Origin of the sequence: Sandaracinus amylolyticus, assembly GCF_000737325.1 — a bacterium.
GTDB lineage: Bacteria > Myxococcota_A > Polyangia > Polyangiales > Sandaracinaceae > Sandaracinus > Sandaracinus amylolyticus.
Genome location: NZ_CP011125.1, coordinates 6,972,090 through 6,992,194 on the forward strand (window position 1 = coordinate 6,972,090; position 20,105 = coordinate 6,992,194).

The following is a 20,105-nucleotide window of genomic DNA, read 5'->3' on the forward strand; positions in this document are numbered from 1 at the left end:
CGTGGATGCGGGCGCGGTCGACGTGTATGCGTTCCTCGGTCGGCCGCGCCCCGAGCGCACTCTGAGTAGCTTCACCGCGCTCGGCGGTGCTGCGGATTCGTGGACGGGCGAGACCGCCACGAGTGCCGCGTGGATCGCCGACGCGCGCTTGCTTCGGATGAGCGCCGGGCAGGCGCGCGAGTGCATCGCCACGACCGCAACCATCGACCACGACGGCGACCCCGCGGCCGTCGAGCAGTGCCTCGTCGCGCTCCACCTCTACGCGAGCGGAACCGCCGGCACCCTCTCGATCGACGGCGTGTCCGCGGCTGAGTGGCAGGGGGACGTCGAATGACCGCGACGCTTCCTCGCACGCGGCCGTGGCCCGGCAAACTCCCGATGGTGATGGGGGCGCCCGTCGCGACGCGCGAGTGGGCGAACATGGGCGCGCTCGCGAACTGGCTCGCGGCGAAGGGCGCCGTGCTCGTGCCCTACTCGCGGCTCAACAACCCAGGGCTCGCCGACACCGACACGATCACCTACCGCATGCGCGTCGACACGCGCGCGACAGCGCTTCAGCGGGTGTGGCTGATCGAGGCGCACGCGTCGGTCGACGCCGGAATCCCCCCGTTCCAGCTGCGCGTGAACGGCGGCGCGACCAGGTCCGGGGCATCGGGCTTGAACGTGATCGTCGAGGACGTCTCGAGCCCTGGCAGCGGGCTCACCGAGCTCACGCTGCAGCTCATCGCGGGCGAGAGCGGCGCCCTCTCGCCTCGAGGCCTGACTGTCTACGAGCAGGATCGCCCCGAGCTCGACGCCGCGGGGGGTGAAGGCGTCGATACCGCGTCCCTTCGCAGCGGCCAGCCGATCGCGAGCGGCATCGCCGGCGCGAGCGTCGGCGGGATCACGGCGATGTCGATCGACGCACGCCGCGCAGGTCTCGCGCACCTGCTCTACGGCGACGCCGGCAACCCGTCGAAGAGCGGCACCGGCTACACGACGCTGACGCCTCTCCCGCTCCCGCTGCTCGGGCAGGTTGTCCGTGAGGGCGCGACCACCGCGACGGTCCGCGTGACCGCGTACGCGCGCATGAGCGCTGCCGGGACGGGGCACATCCGGCTCACGCGCACCAAGGGCGGCGCGACGACCGTCATCAACGTCAGCGGGACGACGCTCGGCTGGACCACGCCCGTCGACGTCACGATCGACGCCGACGACATGAGCACGAGCGACGGCCTGCGCGGCGCCGCGTTCGATGGGCTGAGTGTCGCGATCGAGGGCGCAGTCGGATCGACGATCGAGGTGCAGTCGATCTCGTTCCTCGCGCCCGCCTTCGCCTGATTCCTCCCCTTCCACACGAGGTGATTCGATGAGCACGGCAGCGCTCCTGCGCATCAACGCGCCCGGCCCCGGGCAGACGCCGGTGACCGCGGGTGCGGCTTCGTCGGCCGCGAACGCGATCCCGTCGGGCGCGACGAAGCTCTGGCTCAAGGCCACCGCGAAAGCGCACATCCGCTTCGGCGACTCGAGCGTCGGCGCCGCGACGCCGAACGACCAATACCTCACGGCCGACCAGGACTACGTGCTCGACCTGCTCTCGGGCATCACGCACTTCCGCGCGATCCGCGGCGACACGGCCGACGCGACGATCACCTGGGTCGCGCTCTGAGAGGGCACGTCGATGTCGCGGCGACTCGGACTCAATCGGATGCGCGGGGCGCGCGGGGTCGGCGGCGGCACGCGCGAGCTCGGTACGCACTACGCCGCGGGCTGGAGCGACACGAACTACTTCCTCGGCACCGCGGGGCTCGGGCGCGGGCAGCTCGGCACGCTGCGCCTCGTCGGCTACCTCCTGTCCATCACGGCCGGCACGCGCATGCTCGCGGTGCGGAGCGACGCGGGCGGAGGCTCGCGCGGCTGGTCGATCGGCACGGGTCTGAACGGGCCGACCGGCAGCCTGAACATGGCGATCGCCGGGCTCGGGTCGCTCCGGACGCCGCCGTTCACGTTCAGCGCGGGCGACATTGGCAAGGTCTTCGTCGCGCACTTCACGGTCACCGTGGGCGCCGGCTTCGCGCGCACGTACATCGCGGGCGAGCAGATCGGCAGCGGCACGGCGACGAGCGGCGCGATGGTGTCGGCCGGGGGCAGCGACGTGCTGCGCATCGGGCGCTTCTACAGCAACGGCTTCGCGAACCCGAACATCGGCGTGATTGCGCTCTCGGCGTCACCCACGGAGCTCACGGCGGAACAGGTCGCGGCTGATGCCGCCGCGATCATGTCGCGCTCGTCGCGCCTCGAGTTCCCGTCGATGCCGGGGCAGGACATGCACTTCGAGGCGAAGGACCTCGTCGGCTCGGCGGACTGGCACGACCGCGACGGCGACAACTGCACGCTGACGCGACAGGGCTCGATCACGCTCGTCGAGGTGACGTGATGGCGCGCTGGATCTCCGGCCGCAATCGCGTCCTTCCCGGCGGCGACAGCATCACCGTCGGCAACGACGGGCTCACGGGCGGCTGGCGCAGGCCGCTCGGCGTGCTCGCGCTCGCGGCGGGCAAGCCGATCGAGTGGTGCGGCCTCTTCTCGGATGCGACGGGTTCGCACCGCGGCCTCGCGAACGAGAGCGGCAGCAGCGGGACGCTCACCACGAACTGGCAGGCGTGGTGCGCGGGCTACGCGCCCGACGTGATCATCATCGGCTGGGGCATCAACGACGCAGCGAACGGCGGCGCAAGCGGCGCGACCATCCTCTCGATGCTCGAGACGCGCATCGATCAGGCGCAAGCGGGCGCGCCGAACGCCGCGATCTTCGTGCAGAAGATCCTGCGCAACGCGATCCCGGCGACCGCCTACAACGCGCAGATCGACATCGCGAACGCGGGTCTGCCTGACCTCTGCACGGCGCAGGGCGTGACGTTCGTCGACGTCGGCGACCCGGTGCGCTCCGACAACGTGCACCCGATCGACGGGCCGACTGGATACGACCTCATGGCCGCTGCGCTCGCGGCCGCGATCATCCCGGTGCTGGTCTGACGCGCTGATCCACGGCGCGCGCGGCGCGCAGAACGGACTCGAGATGGAAGTCGCTGACCTCGCCCCCGTGCTCGGGGGATCGGGCGCGCTCGCGCTCGGCCTCGCCGCGCTGCTGCGCGTGCTCCCCGGCGCGATCAAGCGCATCTCCGACGCGCTCGCTGTGGCGTGGGAGAAGCGCTCCGCCGCGCAGCTCGCGCGCGCGGAAGCACGGCGCATCGAGGCGCAGACCGAGCGCGACGAGGTGCAGCTCGAGATCGCGCGCGAGCAGACGAACGTCGAGCTCTTCAAGCGCTACGAGGACCGACTCAAGGCGGCCGAGCTGCGCGCCGAGCGCGCGGAGGCGGAGGCGCGCGCGCTGCGTCAGTGGGCGCAGCGCGTGTTCAACGAGATGCGCCGCCGCGGGATGACGCCGCCGGAGATGCCGGAGGCGATCGAGCTGGTGCCGGCGATGCCCGGCGAGGAGTGATCGAGATGGACAAGATCAAGGCCCTGCTCACGTGGCAGGCGGTGACGCTGGTGCTCGGCGGCGGCGTGCTCTTCACGCTGATCGCGATCTTCGCGCCGCCCGAGTCGCGCACGCTGCTGCTCGGCGCGAACGGCCTCATCGCGACGCTGATCGGCATCGCGCTCCGCTCGGGCGGCGGGGACGGCGGGGCGCCTCCCGCAGCGCCCCTGCTGATGCTGCTCGGCGCGATCGCGCTCGGCGGCGTGGTGAGCGGGTGCGGGGCGTCGCCCCTGCGACAGCACGCGATCGCCGCGCGCATGACGATGGCCACGCTCGCGGGCGCCGACGTCGCGATCGAAGGCGCGACGCGCACGATGCTCGAGCGCTGCCCCGGCGACGACGGCGACGCGCGCACGCAGTGCATCGACGACGTCGAGCGGGCGATGGTGCCGGTCTCGGCCGCGCGCGACGCGCTCATCGCGCCGGCGCACGCGTACCGCGACGCCGTCCTGGCGAGCGGCGGCGAAGAGACGCCCGGTCTCGTCGACTACCTCGACGTGATCGCCTCGTCGGTCGCGCGCGATCTCGACCCAGTGCTCGAAGCGCTCCGCGCGCTCGGCGTTCCCGTTCCATCGGTCCCGTTCCCTGGAGGTGCGCGATGAGCCCCGACGTCGTAGCTCGTGGATTCGAGATCGGTCTCGCGGTCGCGACGCCGCTCGCGAAGATGATCGCCGAGCTGATCGAGGGCGGAGCGAGCGAGGAAGAGGCGACGCGCAAGGCGCTCGAGCGTCTCGCCGCGCAGCCCGACCTCACGCCAGTGCTCCCCAAGGTGCGCGCGATGATCGTCGACGCGCGCAGGCCGAAGAGCGAGCGCGAGCCGTGACCTACGAGGACGCGCTGCGGCACCTGCGCCGCATCCTCACGCACTCGCCGCAGATCGACCGCGACGCCCTCGAGGTGGTCGCGCTCGGTCCGCCGCGTGCGCCAGTCGCGCGCGAAGAGGTTGTCGTGTCGAGCCGCGACCCGCGCAGCGAGGACGCCGACGCGGTCCCGACCGAGGCGATCCGCGCGCTGCGCGAGAGCGCGACCGCGATGGAGGCGGCGAGCTCGGCGCCAGCAGCCGCATCGCGCGCCGTCTCGCACGCGACCACCGCCGTCGCACGCATCGAGGTCCAGCGCGAGCGCGTGCGGCGGAGCTCGCAGACCATCCCGCGGGCGTGCTGCCCGCCCGGCTGCGACTGCGACGGCCGCCTCTGCCGCGACGGCACGAACCCCTGCGAGGTGCACCGATGAGCCGTGCACGTCGAGAGCGGCGCGCGGAGCGCGCAGGAACGCCCGCGCTGCCCGCGGTGGGCACGCGGTACCGCGACGGTCACGGCGCGACCTGGCGCGTCGCTGCGACGCACGCGGACGGCACGCCGCGGGTGACCGTCGAGGCGGGCGGGCTGCGCCGCACGATGACGCTCGAGCGGCTGGCCGAGACGATGGAGCGCGTCGCGTGAGGAGCCGGCGCCGGGGGCAAGGCGAGCGGCCGGCGCCGTGGAGCGCGTCGCATCCGCAACTGCAGCGCGTGCTCGACGTCGAGCGTCCGGCGCGGCATCGGCCGCACCTGCGCGGGCGGCTCGGCCAACTGCGGCCGCTGCTCGTGATGTGGTGCGAGCGTTGCGGCGCGGAGCATCCGCGGGTGCAGCGATGAAGCCGCGCGCGATCGGCCTGTGGCTCGTCGTGATCGGCGGCCTGCTGCCGTGGGTCTTCGCGGGCGTGGTCGGCGCGTGGCTGATCGCGCGCGCGGCGTGGGAGGCGCTGGCGCCGTGAACTCATCAGCAACGCTTACCGGTTCGCGCGTCGAGATCGTCGACTGGCGCGCGCGCCACGACGGCACGAAGGTCTCGCAGCACCGCGGCCGCGTGCTCGAGCGCGACCCGCGCGACGTCGACAGCGTCACGCTGCACCAGACCGCGTGCGTGTTCGGGCCCGCGAGCGATCGCGAGAAGCGGCTCGCGCGCGCGATGAAGATCGGCGCGCACGCCACCGCGTTTCGCGAGGGCGTCGGCGTGCTCGCGATGCCGCTGCGGTGGCAGGGCATTCACGCGAACGCGCTCAACGCGACGTCGATCGGCCTCGAGATCGAAGGGCTCTACGCGGGGCTCCAGGACGACCCGACGACCGCGCCGCGCGAGGACCTGCGCACGACGTGGGGCCGGCCACCGCTCGAGCTGACCGAGCTCGTCGTCGAGACCGCGCGCGCGCTCCTCACGCGCATCGTCGAGCTCGCGGCCGCCGAGGGCATCGAGCTGCGCTACGTGCGCGCGCACCGGCAGGCGAGCGGCGCGCGACGCAGCGATCCCGGCGAAGGTCTCTGGCGCGCCGTCGCGCTCGAGCACGCCGTCGCGCGGCTCGGTCTGCGAGTCGAGCCCGACCGCACGTGGGTGAGCAAGTCGAGCGGCGAGGGGCGGCCGATCCCGGAAGCCTGGGGCGGCGGCGCGGGCGTCCAATACTAACGAGAACGGAGTCGGCGGTGGGTGTCCATGCGCGCACATCTTCGATACGATGGCGCGCATGGTCGCAGCGACAGGCCGAACATGCCCCCACGATTCCGCCGGTGAGCTCTTACGCGGTGTCCTCTGCACGACGCTCCGGCGCGCAGCCGTCGCGACCGTCACGCACCATGACATGGCAGACTGCGTCGAAAACCTCGCGAATGTGATCGCGCGAGGTTCTCCGACCCACTGGGAAGCCGTCCGCTTCGCGCTGGAAGACGGGTCGTGGGGCTTCCACGGGCTGCGACTCCCCGGTCCCGTCATCGTGATCACTCCGATGAAGGAGGTCTTTCGCGGGACGATCGATGCGACCTCAAGCGCGCTGGTGTCCTACGCGTCGTTCCGGTTCGACCGCGAGCGAATGCGAATCGTGGCGGGCGCGCCTCTCGTCCCGAACGGAACGCGGGTGCTAGACTGCTGACTGGAAAGAGCGGACGTCGATGGAGCGGATCCAGGAGGCGCTTTCGGTTTTCGGCCCCGAGGGCGACAGTTCGGCGCGCGTCGTTCATGTGTTGCTCGCACGTCTCATCCTTCGAGGGACGATGGAGACGATGGAGCACCTGAAGGGCGTCGATGCGGTGCAGCTCGGCCATGAACTCAATGCACTTCTGGATAGTGTGCGGATCCGGGAGGCACTCGCCGACCCCGAGAAGCTCCAGGACGCGCTAGCGCCGCGACTCATGGACCACGTGAAAGGGGTCGCCGCGATGATCCTCGTTCGTGAAGCGACGACCATTCGTGCGCTCCTTGGCTCAGGTAGCGCCGCGCTTCTGAGCGCGGAACTCCCGGAGCGGGCATCCCCTGGGCGGGCTGACGCCACACTGATCTCCCGCGAATCCGACACCGGAGCGATCTCGCCCAGATGGCAGTTGACGCCTGCCGAGCGTCAAATCGCCGAGCTCATCATGAACGGTGCGCGGCGGGACGAGATCCCGCAACATCTTGGTAAGTCGGTCAATACGGTCAAGACTCTGATCCGCCGGGTCCTCCAGAAGACTGGCGCGAGCAGCATGGCGGACCTCGCGGAACTCCTGCGCGGCGAGCGACGCCACGCGCGCACCAACTAACGGCCAAACCCACCCACTGCACAACCGCGCCGTCAGTCGCCAGCAGCTTGGCCCGGCGACGGGTCCGCGCCGGCGCCAGCGACCTGCAACAGCGCGCGAACGCTGTGCAGGATGCGGTGAGCCGAGACATGCGCGCGTCTTGGGAGTCGCGCGCCTTCCCGCCCGCGCACGAGCTGCGTCGCCTGCCCGACGTGCGTCGCGGCTCACCGCGCGCGAGACGACCGACGATGCCGCCCTCGCCCCTCGCGGGCCCGGGCGCTCACGCGTCGTCAGTCGCGCGCAAAGAGCAGGGCCCCGCCCGGCGTGCACCGGGCGGGGCCCCTACGAGCAGTCCTGCCGCTGAGCTTCAGCGCGGCCGGTGGGTGTTCCAGTTCCGGATGATGTGCTCGACGAGGTGTCCCATCCCGATGGGATCCAGCCTCCGGTGGAGGCGCTCTCGTCGCCGCTGCACATCGTCCTCGTTGCTCACCCAGATCTCCACGATGCTGTCTCGTTCCATGGCTTCTCCTGCTTTCAGAGACCCATAAAACTGCGTGAGGCTGCTTGAGACAGGGCTCGACAACCTGACGTCGGCACGGCGCGAGTCAAGAAGGTCGGCGCGCGTCAGTCGCTCGCCGACCGCGCCGACGTCGCGCCCCGTGCCGCTCGCGAGCGACCTCAACCCGAATCGCGCCGAGCGCTGCGCGGGCTGCGGTGAGCCCCTCGGCCTGGGCCCGTGGTGGTGCATCGAGACGCAGCCATTCCACGAGCGGTGCGCGCCGTGGGAGTCGCGCGCGTTCCCGCTGTCGCACGAGATCCGGCGGCTGCGCTCGCTGCGTCGGAAGCTCACGCGCGCGATCGCGGTCATCGACGCGGTCGGGATCGCGCTGCGCGCGGCGGAGCGCCGGTGGCCCGACGGCGCGCTCGAGCTGCTCGCCGCGTCGCAGAAGGCGATCGAGGGACTCGACGCACGGATGCGCGAGCTCGGGTGGCGCAGGTAGCCGGACTCGCAAGCCGGGTGGTCGCGGCGGCGAGCCCCCGCCGCGTGGGCGCTACAGTGCGGGTGTGCCTGCACGGAAGGATCACCACTTCGTTCCGAAGTTCTACCTACGCAACTTCGCCATCGCGGGTGAGGACCGCGTCCGGCTCTACCTCATCGACCGTCGGCGACACATCCCTGCCGCCGCAGTCTCCGGCCAATGCTACGCACCGTACCTGTATGGCAAGGACGGCGTGCACGAGCAGGGTCTCGGGAACGTCGAGAACGTCGTCGCGCCGATCGTACGCGGAATGATCGAGGGCGAACGCGTTCCGGCGCGCGACACCGAGCCTGCCGGTTTCTTTGCGACCTTCGTCTCGCTCCAGCTCGGACGCACGCCGACGGCCGCAGCCGTGTTCGAAGAGCAGGCGACGCAGCTCATGCGCGCAACGGTGCGGTCGCATCCGGCTGCCGACGATGACGTGAAGCAGTACTTGAAGGGCGTTCGCGTCACGAGCGCCGACGCGGTGCAGTGGACGCTCACGAACGCGCTGCACTACGCAGGTTGCTTCCTGGATCTGAAGCTCAAGCTGCTGCGAAACGAAACCGCGACGGACTTCATCACGAGCGATGCGCCCGCGGCTCTCCACAACACCTGGGCGCAGCACCTCGACGAGCACCATGGGACGATCGGGATGGCCTGCTCCGGGCTGCAGGTCTTCCTGCCGCTGTCGCCGCGTCACGTGGCGCTGCTCTACGATGATCGCGTCTATCGTGTAGGTTCGGATCGCGCTGACGTCGTGCCGGTTCGCGACGCGCGACTCGTGAAGCAGATCAACAGCCTGCAGGTGACATTCGCGGAGCGGGCTCTCTTCTACCAACGCGAATCGTCGGCGAAGCACATCGATGCGCTGCCCTGGGAGCTGCGGCCGGAAGCGAGCGCGCGCGTAGAGACGTGCCGATACGTCGCCGACGATGGCCGCTCTCACCTCATCAGTACCCGTCGCGTCGGATCGCGCGTGAAGCTGAAGAGTGAGATCTTCGCCGTTCGAGCCCAGTGGCTACGCGTGCCTGACACGGATCGCGTCCGCTCCTGGCGTCCGCTCGCAATGACGTTCGCAGAGCTCGTGCGCGAAGAGCGGCAGCATCAGGAGCGGTCGAAGCCGAGACCGCGACGCCCGGAGGGGCCTGACGAATCGCGACGTTTTCGACGCGTCATCGAAGACTGATGCGGCTTCGCGCAACAGCCTGCGGACTCGGCCGACACGCCAGCATGGACACCTGGACTGTGTGGCCGCCGGACGAGCGGCATGGATGGCGCGTCGAGCTCGACAGCCGCGTGACGCCGCGCGGGTGCGCGCTCGAGGCCGAGGTGTTCCTCGAGCCAGGTGGGCGCGCATGGCTCGTCTGGGTGCTCGAGACGGGCGAGGTGATCGGCGTCGTGCCGAGCGGGGCCGCCTAGCGGCTCAAGGATCGGCTCGATAGTGCGTGGCCCGGAGGTCATCGCGGAGGCCAGCGCTAGCGGCATGGACGATGCGCCGCCACGACCGCTCAACATCCTCGAGGGGCACGCCGCGTGCGGGCATGTGCTCTGGAAGGGAGGCCGATGGGTCGTGGTCAAGCGTAACGTTCGTCATCGGAACGTGCCGCAGCGCGAAATCAACGGCGCGTTCACGAATGCTCTCGTGCAGCTGATTCGTCCACGAGACGTCGAACGTGCCTCCGACGGCGACGGCGCGGCGGTGCTTCGATAAATCTGTCTGCGCCTTCAGGAACCACACGTCATTCGCGTCAGCGACGAGCGCCCGTGTGAAGCGCGGAAAGCACTGCGCGTAACCCGGCCTCGGTTGCTTCTTCGATGGAGGTTTGCCACCAAGGACGTCACCGATGGAGATGTCGCGGAGGCTGTCCGAACTCCGGACGTCACGGAAGCCCTTCGCGTCGAGCGCGAACCCCAACGCGTTCGCGGCGTAGATCAGAGTTTCGATCGTCGACCACGCCCCAAATAGGAAGGCGGAGACGAGCGCGTCCGAGATCACCATCGGGGCTGGGACGAACACGCGCGGCAGAAGCTCGCGCACGATCTGCACCTGATACGGGTGATGCAGCGCGTACCCTGACGCCTGCGCCAACACGAATCGGGCCCAGGTCCCGCGGATGGCGGCGTTGAACTCGTAGGCGCACCCATGCGGCGTCGTAGGCGCGCTCATGATCTCGTTCGCGATCTGCTCGGCCTCCATCAGCGCCGCGAGCGGATGGGTCGAAACGGACTCTGCGCTCACGAAGTCACCTTGTCCTCGTCGCCCGCGAATGTGTCGGCGTCGCATCCAAGCTCGGACCGGCCGTGCGGCCTTCGGTCTCATCGGCGAGGGATGGAATCGGCTCGGTCGTCCGCGAGCGACGTCCGTCGGCTGGGTGGACTGACGGGCGCCGCGCCGCTTGCGTTTCTACGTAGGCGATCACTCGCGTGCGTTCTTCGCCGCCCGCGCGAGATCGCTGAACACAGCAAGCCCTGGGTCCGGTCCGTGATCGATCGACGCGGTGCGGCCGAATACGCAGGACGTGACGGCAGCAAGCACCGCCGTTCGCCCTTCCTCGCTGGGAGCGCTCTCGCTCAGCCGCACGTATGTCGAGAGTGCATTTACGCGATGCGTATCCGCAATCTGCGCGCGCCGATGCATCGTAGACATGCGTGCTGACCAGATTGCACACGTTAGCGGGATGGCGATGATTAGGATTCTGGGCCCGAGCGCATGCACGAGCGCCGGCCATGCTTCGGGCGCGTTCGTCTGGAAGAACGCGAAGTAGCCCGCCGCGCACGCTGCCAGGGCGCCGAAGATCGCGGCTGCCGTGATCCAGATCGCCGCGGTCCGTCCGTGGTGGCGAGCCGACTGCCCGAAGGTCTCCTGATAATCGCGGACGGCTGTAGCGCCGGCCGTGACCTGCAGCTCCTTGAGCAGCGCCTGGACCTTCTGCTCTAGCTCGGCGATCGCGGAGCGCGCTGCCCCAGCTGCTGCCTGCTCGGCGGAGAGCTTTGCGCGAGCGTCATCGAGCGTCGCAGCGATCGTCTCGCTGTAGCCCTTTACGATTGAGTTGTGAGGCTCAGCGATGGCGTGAAGTGCTGACCACGACATCAGCGGCGCGAGCGCCTGGGCGACATGTTCGAGTCCGTTGCGGAACGAGTCCTGATGTCGCTGCGCCTTCGCGAGCGCCGCTGAATCACTCATCGCGATTTTGAGCCAGTTCTCGATGACCCCGTCGACTTGGGCGATCTGATTGTGAAGACCGCCGCGATGAACATGCGTCACGGACGACATCGGGGCGGAGCGCGCGGCCGTAGTGCACATCTGTGCGACACCACGCACGTGCAGCCGACGGGGCCCGTCAAGCACCTCTCCGCGTTCCGCGAACTCGGACCGTTCGAGCGTCCCCAGACGCAGTGCGAAGTTGCGCAAGCTCAGCCAGAGGGATGCGCCCTCCGATCCGGGGTGGGCCCGTGGCCACGCTACCCAGCCGTCGCCGAGATCCAACGGTGGCGTCTTAGCGTTGGCGTGCGCGTCCACGATCTCGGCAAGCTCGGAGCTGGTCCGGCGCGCGTATAACCGCAGCTGCTCGATTTCAGGACCAGCCGGCTTCGGACGCCCCTTCCAGCGGATTTCACCCGGCGCGATCTCGACGCGGATGTGGGCCTGCGCAGCGTCGCTTTCCATCGACATCGTGCACTTATACCGTCACTCGCGACGTCGCGCCGTCCGTCGCGTGGGTCTGCTGTCGCTCGCCGCCCCGCCGTTGCCTCGAGGACGGCCGCCGCGACCTCGAGCGCGCGCCGGCGTGCGAAGGCGAGCCGGGGATCCCCGGCTCGATCCCCGGCTACGCCTGACGGCGCGTGCTGTCAGGTGACGAATCGGATTGCCTCCCCCGCCGGGCGCCGCGGGAATCAGGTCGGTTCGTGCCTGCGCGGAACGGTCGCAGACTTGCCAAGGTTGAAGTCGAGGGTTCGAATCCCTTGTCCCGCTCTCGAGCATGAATGAAGGCCGGTCGGCGAATCGCTGACCGGCCTTCGAGCTTTCTGCGCCCACGCGTTCGAGGGCCGGTCATCCGCCGCTCGCGTCGGGACGGTCATCGCTGAGCGGGAGCACCAACGTCACCGTCGATCCCACGCCGGGCTCGCTCGAGATCCCGATGCGCCCGCCGTGCATCTCGACGATGTACCGCGCGATGTAGAGACCGAGACCCAGCCCGCCGTAGTGCCGCGACGACACCGCGCGCTCGAAGCGCTGGAAGAGCCGTCCCATGCGCTCCGGCGGGATCCCCATCCCGCGATCCTTCACCTCGAGGAGCGCCGACGCGCCCTCGTCGGTCAGATCGACCAGCACGTCGACCGGCCGTCCGCGCCCGAACTTCAGCGCGTTCGACAGCACGTTCGTGACGACCTGATCGATCCGCGATCGGTCCCAGCGCCCGATCACCGCACCTCGGGCGTGCAGCGCGATCTCGGAGCCCGAGCGCGCACGCTCCTCGGCGAACCGCGCGATCACGTCCTGGCACACGACGACCAGATCGACGTCCTCTCGCTCGAGCTGCAGCGGGCCCGCCTGGATGCGCGAGACGTCGAGCAGCTCGTCCACCAACCGCGCGAGCCGCCGCGTCTGACGCTCGACGTTCTCGAGCAGCTGCAGCGCGCGCTGCGGCGGCATCTCGACCCCGCGGTCGTGCGCGGATCGCAGCGCCTGCACCACGAGCTGCATCGACGTCAGCGGCGTGCGCAGCTCGTGCGACGCGACCGACAGGAACTCGTCGCGCGCGCGGATCGCGTCCTCCGCGGCCTCGCGCGCGGCGCGCTCGGTGTAGAACAAGCGCTCGCGCTCCGCCTCGGCGCGCTTCCGCTCCGTCACGTCGACGAAGTACACGCCGCGCCCGTAGTGCACTCCGCCGCGGCTCCGCACCGGCACGCAGCGCACGTCGATCACGCGCTCGTCGACGAGGTGCAGCTCGAGCCGCACCTCCGACTCCACGTTGCGCTCGTTCTCCCGGACCGAGCGCAGCAGCACCTCGGGCTCGCGCAGCTGCCCCGCGATCGCCTCGACCACTCCGTCGCGCGAGTGGCTCGCGATCGACGCGTCGAGCCCCCACATGTCGAGGAGCCGCTGGTTCCAGAAGAGCAGCTCGCCGTTCGCGCCGAACACCACGATGCCCACGTTCGACGCGTCGCCGATGCGCTCGAGCAGCGCGGATCGCTCGTCGAGGCGGCGCTCGCTCGCGATCGTCCGCGCGAAGAGCTCGCGGTGCATCAGCACCGTCGAGAGGATCCGGCACAGCCGATCCACCATCCCGCGGTACTGCACCGGCATCCGCGCCGCGCCGTCGAAGTAGACGAGCAGGCACGCACGATTGCCCACGGGCGACACGTCGATCGGGAAGCGCCACGCCACGAGGTCGGCTCGCGAGAGCTCGTCGTACGGCAGCTCCGGCTCGCTCGCGCCGGCCGCGATCGCGTCCAGCGTGGCCTCGGAGATCGGCAGCGCGCGCGAGCTCGCGCCGATCCCGCTCGCGCCCGCGACGAGCGCGCGACCGGGCAGCCGCACCTCGAAGAGCAGCGCCGCGTAGCCCCCGAGCCGCTCCACGAGACGATCGAGGAACACGTCTGCCGAGCGGCTCGGATCGAACAGCTCGAGCGCCGCGACCGTGAGCTCCTGGAGCACGCTCGCGAGCGCCAGCCCCGCGCCACCCCGGGGGCCGGCGGCGCGCCCTTCGCTCACGTCCATGCGCCGGCTCGCGGCAGCGCCATCACGACCGCCGTCTTGTTCTGGAACTGCGGCGTGGTCGTCGCACCGAGCGCGCCGACCTCGCCCAGCGTGAGGCAGCCCATCATCGGGATTCCTCGCCCGATGCCCTCTTGGATCGCTTCGAGCTCACGCTCCATCGCGCTGCCGAGGATCAGTGCGCGAGACACGCAGTCGAACACCAGCGCGCCGGCCGGGGTGCGTCCCGGGCCGCGCGCCGCGGTCGCCGCTTCGTGCGCGGCCGCGAGCAGGTCGTGGCGATCCCCGTGCATCACGCGCACCATCGCGCCCTCGGGCACCTCACCCACGCAGCGCAGGCTCCCGTCGGGACGCACCTCGAGCGGATCGCGGATGACGTGGTCTCCGTCGGCCTGCGGGATCCCGAGCGGATGCGTCATCGCGAACGCCGCGAACCGCTGCTCGTCGACCTCGTCGCCGTTCTCCGCGGCGGTCCGCCGGTAGATCTCGAACGCGCTCTGGTACTCGAGCTCGACGACCGTGACGCCGCGCGCGCTGGTGACCGTCGTCGGCGGTCCGTAGGGCTTCCACCCGTGCCGGCTCCCCACCGCGATCGGCTCCGCGCTCTCGATCACGACGGCGACGACGCTGTCGTGCCACGCACGACCGCGCGCGAACTGCGCGGTGCGCACGAAGCGCAGGTTGTCGCCCGCGCCTCCGCCCGCCCACGCCGCGCCCGCGCCCGACTGTTGCACTGCGCCCCGGATCACCTCGGCGGCGTTCCCGGTGAGCGCGTCCGGGAAGAGCAGGAAGCTGCGGTGCGCCCGCCCGTTCCCTCGGCGCGCCGCGGCGAGCGCGTCGTGCACGGCCGCGATCCCCGCCGCGCGCGGATCCGCGCTGATCGGCCCGCCCACGCCGACCGCGAACGACACGTCGTCGCCCTCGAGCACCCCGACCACGACGCCCTGCCGGACGAGCTTCGTCCCGGCGAACACGCCCGCGCTGCAGCAGCCCGCCCACGGCACCTCGACGAGCTCACGCGTGACCGCGCTCGCGAGCGCGTCCGCGTCGTACGCGTCGGTGCAGAACGCGAGCGCGAACGCCGGCGAGCTCGCCTGCGACCGCGCCTCTCGCACGGCCTCGCGCGCGGCCCGATCGACGTCGGTCGCAGCGCTCATCGCGATGTGCAGCTTCATCCTGTCCGCACCTCGTCTCGTATAGAGCCGACGTGGGAACGATCGGAGTCGCGCGACGAGCGGCTCGGGCCGCGTGACCCGATCACCGCCCCGCTCGACACTGCGTGACCCGATGGATTCCACCACGCCGCACGATCGCGCTCGCGCGACGGTCATCGCGACCCTGATCACCGCGCTCGTCGTCGGATGCGAGGGTGAGCTCAGCGATCCCGACGAGGCCCGCGACGCCGCGGTGCCCACGCGCGACGGCGGCCCATCCACCGACGCCGCGATCCCCGCCGACGATGCCGCGACCGACCCGGACGACGCGGGCGAGCGCATCGACGAGCTCCGCCCCGACGTCGTCGCGATCCAGATCACGAATGCCGCCGGCGGCGCGCCGGCGAAGGGCGACACGCTGCGCGTGACCCTCACGGTCGAGAACCACGGCGACGTCGCGGGCCGCGTCGCGCTCGTGCCGCACCTCACCAGCGCGCGCTTCGCCGACTTCACCGACGTGCCGCTCGGCACCGTCGAGATCGATCTCGGCGCGCGCGCTCGCGCCGACGCGACCCTCGAGGTCGGTCCCTTCCTCCACGACGCGGCACGCGGCGATCGCTTCGCGCTCGGCCGTGGCGACTACACGGTCTCGCGCGTCGACGTGAACGGCGCGAGCGACACCGAGCACACCGGCGGCGCGCTCTCGATGGCCGCGAGCAACGCCATGTTCGTCGCGGTCGTGTACGACCCCGTCTACTTCGATCGCCTCGGGTACTCCGGCACGCCCGAGGCGTTCCTGCGCGACGCGTTCACCCGCGAGACCGAGGTGTTCGATCCCTCGAGCCCCGGCTCGAGCGCGGGCACGTACCAGTCGTTCCCCGGCGGCTTCGACGAGATGATGAACGTGCGGCAGCTCTTCCACGTGCTGCCCGGCCTCGCGGCGAACGACGCGGGCGGCGGCTACTGCGAGCAGGTCGGCGCCTACGCGCGCGCCCAGCTCGGCCTCACGCGCGACTGGGACGTCGACGAGCGCCGTCCCGGCCGCACCGATCCCGATCACCACGGCTTCGACATGCTCGTCGGGCTCACCCAGGAGATGGGCGGCGGCGCGGCGTGCGGCTGGCTCGACGTGCAGGTGAGCGGGCTCTTCGACTTCGATCTCTCGCGCGACCGCGCGCAGATCATCCTCGTGCACGAGACGGGGCACCTCTTCGGCGCGCCGCACTGCGACCCGCTGCAGGGCTACGTCATGTGCGCGGGCGAGCAGCACCAGCGCTACCGCGATCGCGGCGTGTTCGTGTGGCACCGCGTGTCGCTCGACGCGATGACGAACCGCTGGGACTGACGCGCTCAGAGCGCGTGCAGCGCGCGCGTCGGCGGTGCGCCTCGCGCCGCCGCGATCGCGTTCCTCAGGTCCCCCGGCGTGCACGCGCGCGTGCCGATCGACGACACGTGCGGCGCGAGCCACGCCATCGCGGTCAGCTCGTCATCGAACACCCGCGAGGGCGCGCGCGTCGCCGACGTCATCTGCAGCCCCGCGAGCATGCTCCGCACGATCGACGCGACGAACCCCTTGCTCGACACCACGAGCGCGGCCGCGACCAGGTTCGGCGCGAGCTCGCGATCCCGCGCGACCATCTCGCTCCGCACGTCCTGCGGCACCGTCTTCAGCGCGGGCACCTGCACGCTCGACACGAGGCACACCCGGTTGCCCGGCGCGCGATCCACGATGCGCCGCGAGACCGCGCGCACCACGCGGAAGTGCTCGATCGTCCCCTCCGCCGACCACAGCTCGAGCATCACGTCGCGCCACGCCGCCACGCAGAGCACGTCGTCGCGATGGAAGATCGTCGGTGCCTCGTTCATCGTCGCCCCCCCGGTGACGACGACGACATAAGGCCTCGATCACATCACGACGCGTCCGGCGTCAGGGCACCACGATCTCGAAGTCACCGCGCGGCTTCGGCTCGTGCCACGCCTCGAACGATCGCTCGAAGCGCACGCGCGCGCCCGACGCGACCTCGTGACGCGCGAGGCAGTAGCGCGTGACGAGCCGCACCTCCGCGCCCGGCGCGATCACCCACCGCGACGGCGATGGGTACACCTCCGGCGCCTGGAACGTCGACGGCTCGCGCCCGACGCGCCACGCCGGCTCGGGCAGCGGCCGCAGCGCGAGCGGGTTCGACGAGAGCCCCGACACACCGCCGGTCAGCACGTCGACGTGCTGCGCGCTCGCGCTCCGGTTCACCAGCGCCGCGCGCAGCGTCACCACGCCGTCGTGCACCTCGGGCGTCCCGCGCACCTCGAACGCGACCTCGGGCGGCATCGGTCGCGCTTGGTCCGACGTGATCACGTCGGGCGTCGTCAGCGCGCCCGGCGCGTGCTCGATGTCGAGCGTCGCGACCCATCCGTCCGGCGCCGCGCACGCGGGCTCGTGCTCGACGCGACTGCCACACGCGCTCGCGACCAGCGCGATCGCGAGCACCGAGCGCATCACACCGGCACGCGCCAGCCGAACGGATCGTCCGCGACGCCCTGCTGGATCGCCTCGAGGCCCGCGCGCAGCGTGGTCGCGACCTCGCCCGGCGCGCGCAGCTCGATCACGCCCGCTGCGCTCCCGATCGCCGCGATCGGCGCGACGATCGCCGCGGTGCCCGTCCCGAACGCCTCGGTCAGCGCGCCGCGCTTCGCCGCCTCGTGCACCTCGCGCAGCGAGATCGGCGCCTCCTCGCACTTCACGCCGCGCGCGCGCAGCAGCGCGAGGCACGCGTCGCGCGTCACACCGGGCAGGATCGTCCCGTCGAGCTCGGGCGTGCGCACCGCTCCGTCGATCACCACGAACACGTTCATCGTGCCCGCCTCGGCGAGCCGATCGTGATCGTGCGCGTCGAGCCACAGCACCTGATCGAAGCCGCGCTTCTTGGCGCGCTCCGCCGCGTGCAGCGACGCCGCGTAGTTCGCGCCGGTCTTCGCGTCGCCGAGCCCACCGGGCGCCGCGCGCACGTGCTCGGTCTCGGCCCAGAGGCGCAGCGGCGAGCTGTAGAACGCGTCGACCGCGCTCACCACGATCGCGAGCTGGTGCGTGCGCGACGGACGCACACCGAGGAACTCCTCGGTCGCGTAGAGCGTCGGGCGCAGGTAGAGCGAGCCCTTGCCGTGCGCCGGGACCCACCCCTCGTGCGCCTTCACGATCGCGCGGCACGCATCGAGGAACGCGGCCTCGGGCAGCACCGGCATCGTCAGGCGCTCGCTGCTCTTCGCGAAGCGGCGCGCGTGGGGCTCGGGGCGCCAGAGGTGCAGCGCGCCGCTCGGTCCGCGCAGCGCCTTGAGCCCCTCGAACACCGAGAGCGCGTACTGCACGCTCGCCGCCGACGCGACCGTCGTCGCCTCCTCGCGCCGGACGATGCGCGCGCCGTGGAACCCGCGCTCGGGATCGTGATCCGCGACCAGCGCGAACGGGCCGAGCACGCGACCGAAGCCGAGCGGTGCCGGAGGAAGCGCGGGCAGCGAGCCCGGCGCGCGGAGCGCGAGGAGGTCGAGCATGCGTGGGTTGTTGCTCGGGGGGTGCCCCGGCGACAAGGGGACACGCCGCGCGCTGTGAGTGGACGCGCGGTCAGCCCAGCTGGAGTGCTCGCCGCCGGAGGGCCCGCACGGGAGCGTGCGGAGCACGCGGACGGAAGGGACCGGAGCCGGCGAGCCGATGTGCGCCGTCAGCCCAGCTGGAGCCGGCGAATTCGACACGCGCGTCAGCAGGCGCAGACGGCGCTTCGCGGGCAGCCGCGCGACTGGCAGTGCGACGCCATGCAGACGCCGTTCGACGTCGACGGGTCCTCGTTGATCCCGCCGCCGAACGCGCGACGGCAGTAGTAGCCGTCCTCGGTGCGGCAGTCGTCGTCGGACTCGCAGCCGCGGAGGCAGAGGCCGTACTCCTCGCGGAACGGCACACAGAGCGCGCCGTCGGGGCAGTCGCCCTGCTCGAGCGCGGCGCCGTCGACGATCGCGGGCGGAGGCGCGCAGGGCGTCACGCAGTAGCCGTTGGTCCACGCGTTGCCGTTGTTGAACGGCGTCGGTCCGCCGAGGCACTCGGGGAGCTCGTCGCCGAGGTCGTCGGGGTAGCGGCACGCGTCGTCGTCGACGCACGGCTCGCCGATGTCGGCGCCCTCGGGGCCGGTGTCGGGCGGCGTGCTCGCGTCGACGGTCGCGTCGGTGCCCGCATCGACGGCGGGGGCGGCGGCGTCGACGCCGGCATCGAAGGAAGACGCGTCGGGCTCGGTGAGCCGACTGGTGCTGCAGGCGGCGAGGAGGAGCGCGAAGCAAGCGAGCGCACGAGACGGCATGCGACGAGCGTACGCGGAAGCAGAGCGGAGCAGGAAGCAGCCGGCCGAAGAGCGCCGCCCCGGGCCACGACCCAGCGACCTGCTGACGTCGACCCAGCGACCTCCTGACCTCGACCCAGCGACCTGCTGACCTCGACCCAGCGACCTGCTGACCTCGACCCAGCGACCTGCTGACCTCGACCCAGCGAGTGCCTGACCCCGGGGTATGGCGATCGGTGAGTGGGGGGTCAGCGATCGACTAACCCCGTTCGCGGATGTCGCAAACGCCCGGAAAAGCTGGGCAGAATCGCGTTTCGAGGAGGCTCGAACGAGCATGGCGACGAAGAAATCGAGCAAGAAGAGCGCGAAGAAGACATCGAAGAAGCGCGCGACCCGCAAGCGCGAGCCCGTTGTTCGGCTCTCCGCCGACGAGAAGCAGCGGATGCTGAAGGCCGGCGACGATCTCGACGACATGATCAGCGAGCTCGAGACCGCGTGGCGCGCGGTGTCGCGCAAGGTGAAGGTCCCGGGCGTCACGCCCGCGTCGCTCGCAGCGGTCGGACGGCGCGCCGCGCAGGCGCGTGCGAAGGAGGTCGCGCTCGAGACGAAGCTGCTCGCGAAGCTCGCGCCGCTCCGCGATGCGCGCATGCGCGCGGGCCACGAGGCGCTGAGCGTGCTCTACAAGGTGCGCAAGATCGCGCACGCCATCGGCGACGGCGATCCCGAGGTCGCCGAGGCGTTCGAGCGCTTCGACGCGCTGTTCAGCGAGCGCCACCAGGGCGATCGCAGCGGGCCGAGCTGACACGGGCGGGACGAGCGACACACGACGCGTGCGCCTCGATCGAGCT

The 20,105-nt window shown here is 71.2% G+C and carries 28 protein-coding genes; 19 read left to right on the plus strand and 9 right to left on the minus strand.

What is annotated here, in order from left to right; all coding sequences use genetic code 11:
- The first annotated feature begins 1 nt into the window (after nt 1).
- From DB32_RS47260 to DB32_RS29610, 14 genes are all read left to right on the plus strand, one after another.
- On the plus strand, nt 2-334 hold the full coding sequence (locus tag DB32_RS47260) for a hypothetical protein (RefSeq protein WP_157069533.1): 333 nt from the start codon (nt 2-4) through the stop codon (nt 332-334).
- A gap of 50 nt (nt 335-384) precedes the next feature.
- Nucleotides 385-1,320, plus strand: a complete 936-nt coding sequence (locus DB32_RS29555) for a hypothetical protein (protein ID WP_157069534.1) — start codon at nt 385-387, stop codon at nt 1,318-1,320.
- 28 nt (nt 1,321-1,348) lie between these two features.
- Nucleotides 1,349-1,648, plus strand: coding sequence for a hypothetical protein (locus tag DB32_RS29560; RefSeq protein ID WP_053235994.1), 300 nt, complete (start codon nt 1,349-1,351; stop codon nt 1,646-1,648).
- A 39-nt stretch (nt 1,649-1,687) separates the two neighbouring features.
- A complete protein-coding gene (locus tag DB32_RS29565) occupies nt 1,688-2,416 on the plus strand; it encodes a hypothetical protein (protein WP_053235995.1) in 729 nt (242 codons plus the stop codon).
- Nucleotides 2,416-3,015 (plus strand): SGNH/GDSL hydrolase family protein, encoded by a 600-nt coding sequence (locus DB32_RS29570; RefSeq protein WP_053235996.1) that lies wholly within the window; start codon nt 2,416-2,418, stop codon nt 3,013-3,015. Before DB32_RS29565 ends, DB32_RS29570 begins: the two co-directional genes overlap by 1 nt.
- 43 nt (nt 3,016-3,058) lie before the next feature.
- A complete protein-coding gene (locus DB32_RS29575; RefSeq protein WP_053235997.1) occupies nt 3,059-3,481 on the plus strand; it encodes a hypothetical protein in 423 nt (140 codons plus the stop codon).
- A 5-nt stretch (nt 3,482-3,486) separates the two neighbouring features.
- Nucleotides 3,487-4,122: a hypothetical protein gene (locus DB32_RS29580; protein WP_157069535.1), complete on the plus strand. Its 636-nt coding sequence runs from the start codon at nt 3,487-3,489 to the stop codon at nt 4,120-4,122.
- A complete protein-coding gene (locus DB32_RS29585) occupies nt 4,119-4,343 on the plus strand; it encodes a hypothetical protein (RefSeq protein ID WP_053235999.1) in 225 nt (74 codons plus the stop codon). The genes DB32_RS29580 and DB32_RS29585 overlap by 4 nt, the downstream gene beginning before the upstream one ends.
- Nucleotides 4,340-4,753 carry a hypothetical protein gene (locus tag DB32_RS29590; RefSeq protein ID WP_053236000.1) on the plus strand — a complete coding sequence of 138 codons (414 nt, stop codon included), beginning with the start codon at nt 4,340-4,342 and terminating at the stop codon, nt 4,751-4,753. The genes DB32_RS29585 and DB32_RS29590 overlap by 4 nt, the downstream gene beginning before the upstream one ends.
- The gene (locus DB32_RS29595; protein ID WP_053236001.1) at nt 4,750-4,962 is read left to right on the plus strand and encodes a hypothetical protein; all 213 of its coding nucleotides are present in this window, start codon (nt 4,750-4,752) and stop codon (nt 4,960-4,962) included. Before DB32_RS29590 ends, DB32_RS29595 begins: the two co-directional genes overlap by 4 nt.
- A gap of 190 nt (nt 4,963-5,152) precedes the next feature.
- Entirely contained in the window at nt 5,153-5,275 is a 123-nt protein-coding gene (locus tag DB32_RS50055) for a hypothetical protein (RefSeq protein WP_275935499.1), read from the plus strand.
- A complete protein-coding gene (locus DB32_RS29600; protein WP_053236002.1) occupies nt 5,272-5,961 on the plus strand; it encodes a peptidoglycan recognition protein family protein in 690 nt (229 codons plus the stop codon). Before DB32_RS50055 ends, DB32_RS29600 begins: the two co-directional genes overlap by 4 nt.
- A 58-nt stretch (nt 5,962-6,019) precedes the next feature.
- Entirely contained in the window at nt 6,020-6,421 is a 402-nt protein-coding gene (locus DB32_RS29605) for a hypothetical protein (protein ID WP_157069536.1), read from the plus strand.
- Between the two features lie 19 nt (nt 6,422-6,440).
- Nucleotides 6,441-7,067 carry a helix-turn-helix transcriptional regulator gene (locus tag DB32_RS29610; protein ID WP_053236004.1) on the plus strand — a complete coding sequence of 209 codons (627 nt, stop codon included), beginning with the start codon at nt 6,441-6,443 and terminating at the stop codon, nt 7,065-7,067.
- A gap of 346 nt (nt 7,068-7,413) precedes the next feature.
- Here the strand turns inward: DB32_RS29610 and DB32_RS47265 are convergent, their stop codons facing one another.
- Complete coding sequence (locus DB32_RS47265; protein WP_157069537.1) at nt 7,414-7,566, minus strand: hypothetical protein; 153 nt, start codon at nt 7,564-7,566, stop codon at nt 7,414-7,416.
- Nucleotides 7,567-7,705: 139 nt separating this feature from the next.
- Here DB32_RS47265 and DB32_RS48630 point away from each other — a divergent pair, with 139 nt between their 5' ends.
- The 3 genes from DB32_RS48630 to DB32_RS29630 all read left to right on the plus strand — a co-directional run bounded on the left by DB32_RS48630 (nt 7,706) and on the right by DB32_RS29630 (nt 9,487).
- On the plus strand, nt 7,706-8,047 hold the full coding sequence (locus DB32_RS48630; protein ID WP_053236006.1) for a hypothetical protein: 342 nt from the start codon (nt 7,706-7,708) through the stop codon (nt 8,045-8,047).
- A gap of 64 nt (nt 8,048-8,111) precedes the next feature.
- Complete coding sequence (locus DB32_RS29625) at nt 8,112-9,254, plus strand: DUF4238 domain-containing protein (protein ID WP_053236007.1); 1,143 nt, start codon at nt 8,112-8,114, stop codon at nt 9,252-9,254.
- 44 nt (nt 9,255-9,298) lie between these two features.
- The gene (locus DB32_RS29630; RefSeq protein WP_053236008.1) at nt 9,299-9,487 is read left to right on the plus strand and encodes a hypothetical protein; all 189 of its coding nucleotides are present in this window, start codon (nt 9,299-9,301) and stop codon (nt 9,485-9,487) included.
- A 4-nt stretch (nt 9,488-9,491) separates the two neighbouring features.
- Here the strand turns inward: DB32_RS29630 and DB32_RS29635 are convergent, their stop codons facing one another.
- From DB32_RS29635 to DB32_RS29650, 4 genes are all read right to left on the minus strand, one after another.
- The gene (locus tag DB32_RS29635) at nt 9,492-10,307 is read right to left on the minus strand and encodes a hypothetical protein (RefSeq protein WP_053236009.1); all 816 of its coding nucleotides are present in this window, start codon (nt 10,305-10,307) and stop codon (nt 9,492-9,494) included.
- Between the two features lie 177 nt (nt 10,308-10,484).
- A complete protein-coding gene (locus DB32_RS29640; RefSeq protein ID WP_053236010.1) occupies nt 10,485-11,741 on the minus strand; it encodes a hypothetical protein in 1,257 nt (418 codons plus the stop codon).
- 378 nt (nt 11,742-12,119) lie between these two features.
- On the minus strand, nt 12,120-13,790 hold the full coding sequence (locus DB32_RS29645; protein ID WP_053236011.1) for a sensor histidine kinase: 1,671 nt from the start codon (nt 13,788-13,790) through the stop codon (nt 12,120-12,122).
- Entirely contained in the window at nt 13,781-14,962 is a 1,182-nt protein-coding gene (locus DB32_RS29650; RefSeq protein WP_053236012.1) for an FIST signal transduction protein, read from the minus strand. Before DB32_RS29650 ends, DB32_RS29645 begins: the two co-directional genes overlap by 10 nt.
- Before the next feature lie 112 nt (nt 14,963-15,074).
- On the opposite strand from DB32_RS29650, the gene DB32_RS29655 reads away from it, so the two are divergent.
- Nucleotides 15,075-16,286 (plus strand): hypothetical protein, encoded by a 1,212-nt coding sequence (locus DB32_RS29655; protein ID WP_053236013.1) that lies wholly within the window; start codon nt 15,075-15,077, stop codon nt 16,284-16,286.
- 5 nt (nt 16,287-16,291) lie between these two features.
- Here DB32_RS29655 and DB32_RS29660 read toward each other — a convergent pair whose 3' ends face one another.
- From DB32_RS29660 to DB32_RS29675, 4 genes are all read right to left on the minus strand, one after another.
- The gene (locus DB32_RS29660) at nt 16,292-16,807 is read right to left on the minus strand and encodes a hypothetical protein (protein ID WP_053236014.1); all 516 of its coding nucleotides are present in this window, start codon (nt 16,805-16,807) and stop codon (nt 16,292-16,294) included.
- 61 nt (nt 16,808-16,868) lie between these two features.
- Complete coding sequence (locus DB32_RS29665) at nt 16,869-17,435, minus strand: hypothetical protein (RefSeq protein ID WP_053236015.1); 567 nt, start codon at nt 17,433-17,435, stop codon at nt 16,869-16,871.
- Nucleotides 17,435-18,484 (minus strand): branched-chain amino acid aminotransferase, encoded by a 1,050-nt coding sequence (locus DB32_RS29670; RefSeq protein WP_053236016.1) that lies wholly within the window; start codon nt 18,482-18,484, stop codon nt 17,435-17,437. Before DB32_RS29670 ends, DB32_RS29665 begins: the two co-directional genes overlap by 1 nt.
- Nucleotides 18,485-18,687: 203 nt before the next feature.
- Nucleotides 18,688-19,278, minus strand: a complete 591-nt coding sequence (locus tag DB32_RS29675; RefSeq protein ID WP_053236017.1) for a hypothetical protein — start codon at nt 19,276-19,278, stop codon at nt 18,688-18,690.
- Nucleotides 19,279-19,483: 205 nt separating this feature from the next.
- Between DB32_RS29675 and DB32_RS29680 the strand changes: the two genes are divergently transcribed.
- Nucleotides 19,484-20,059: a hypothetical protein gene (locus tag DB32_RS29680; protein ID WP_157069538.1), complete on the plus strand. Its 576-nt coding sequence runs from the start codon at nt 19,484-19,486 to the stop codon at nt 20,057-20,059.
- Nucleotides 20,060-20,105 lie beyond the last annotated feature (46 nt).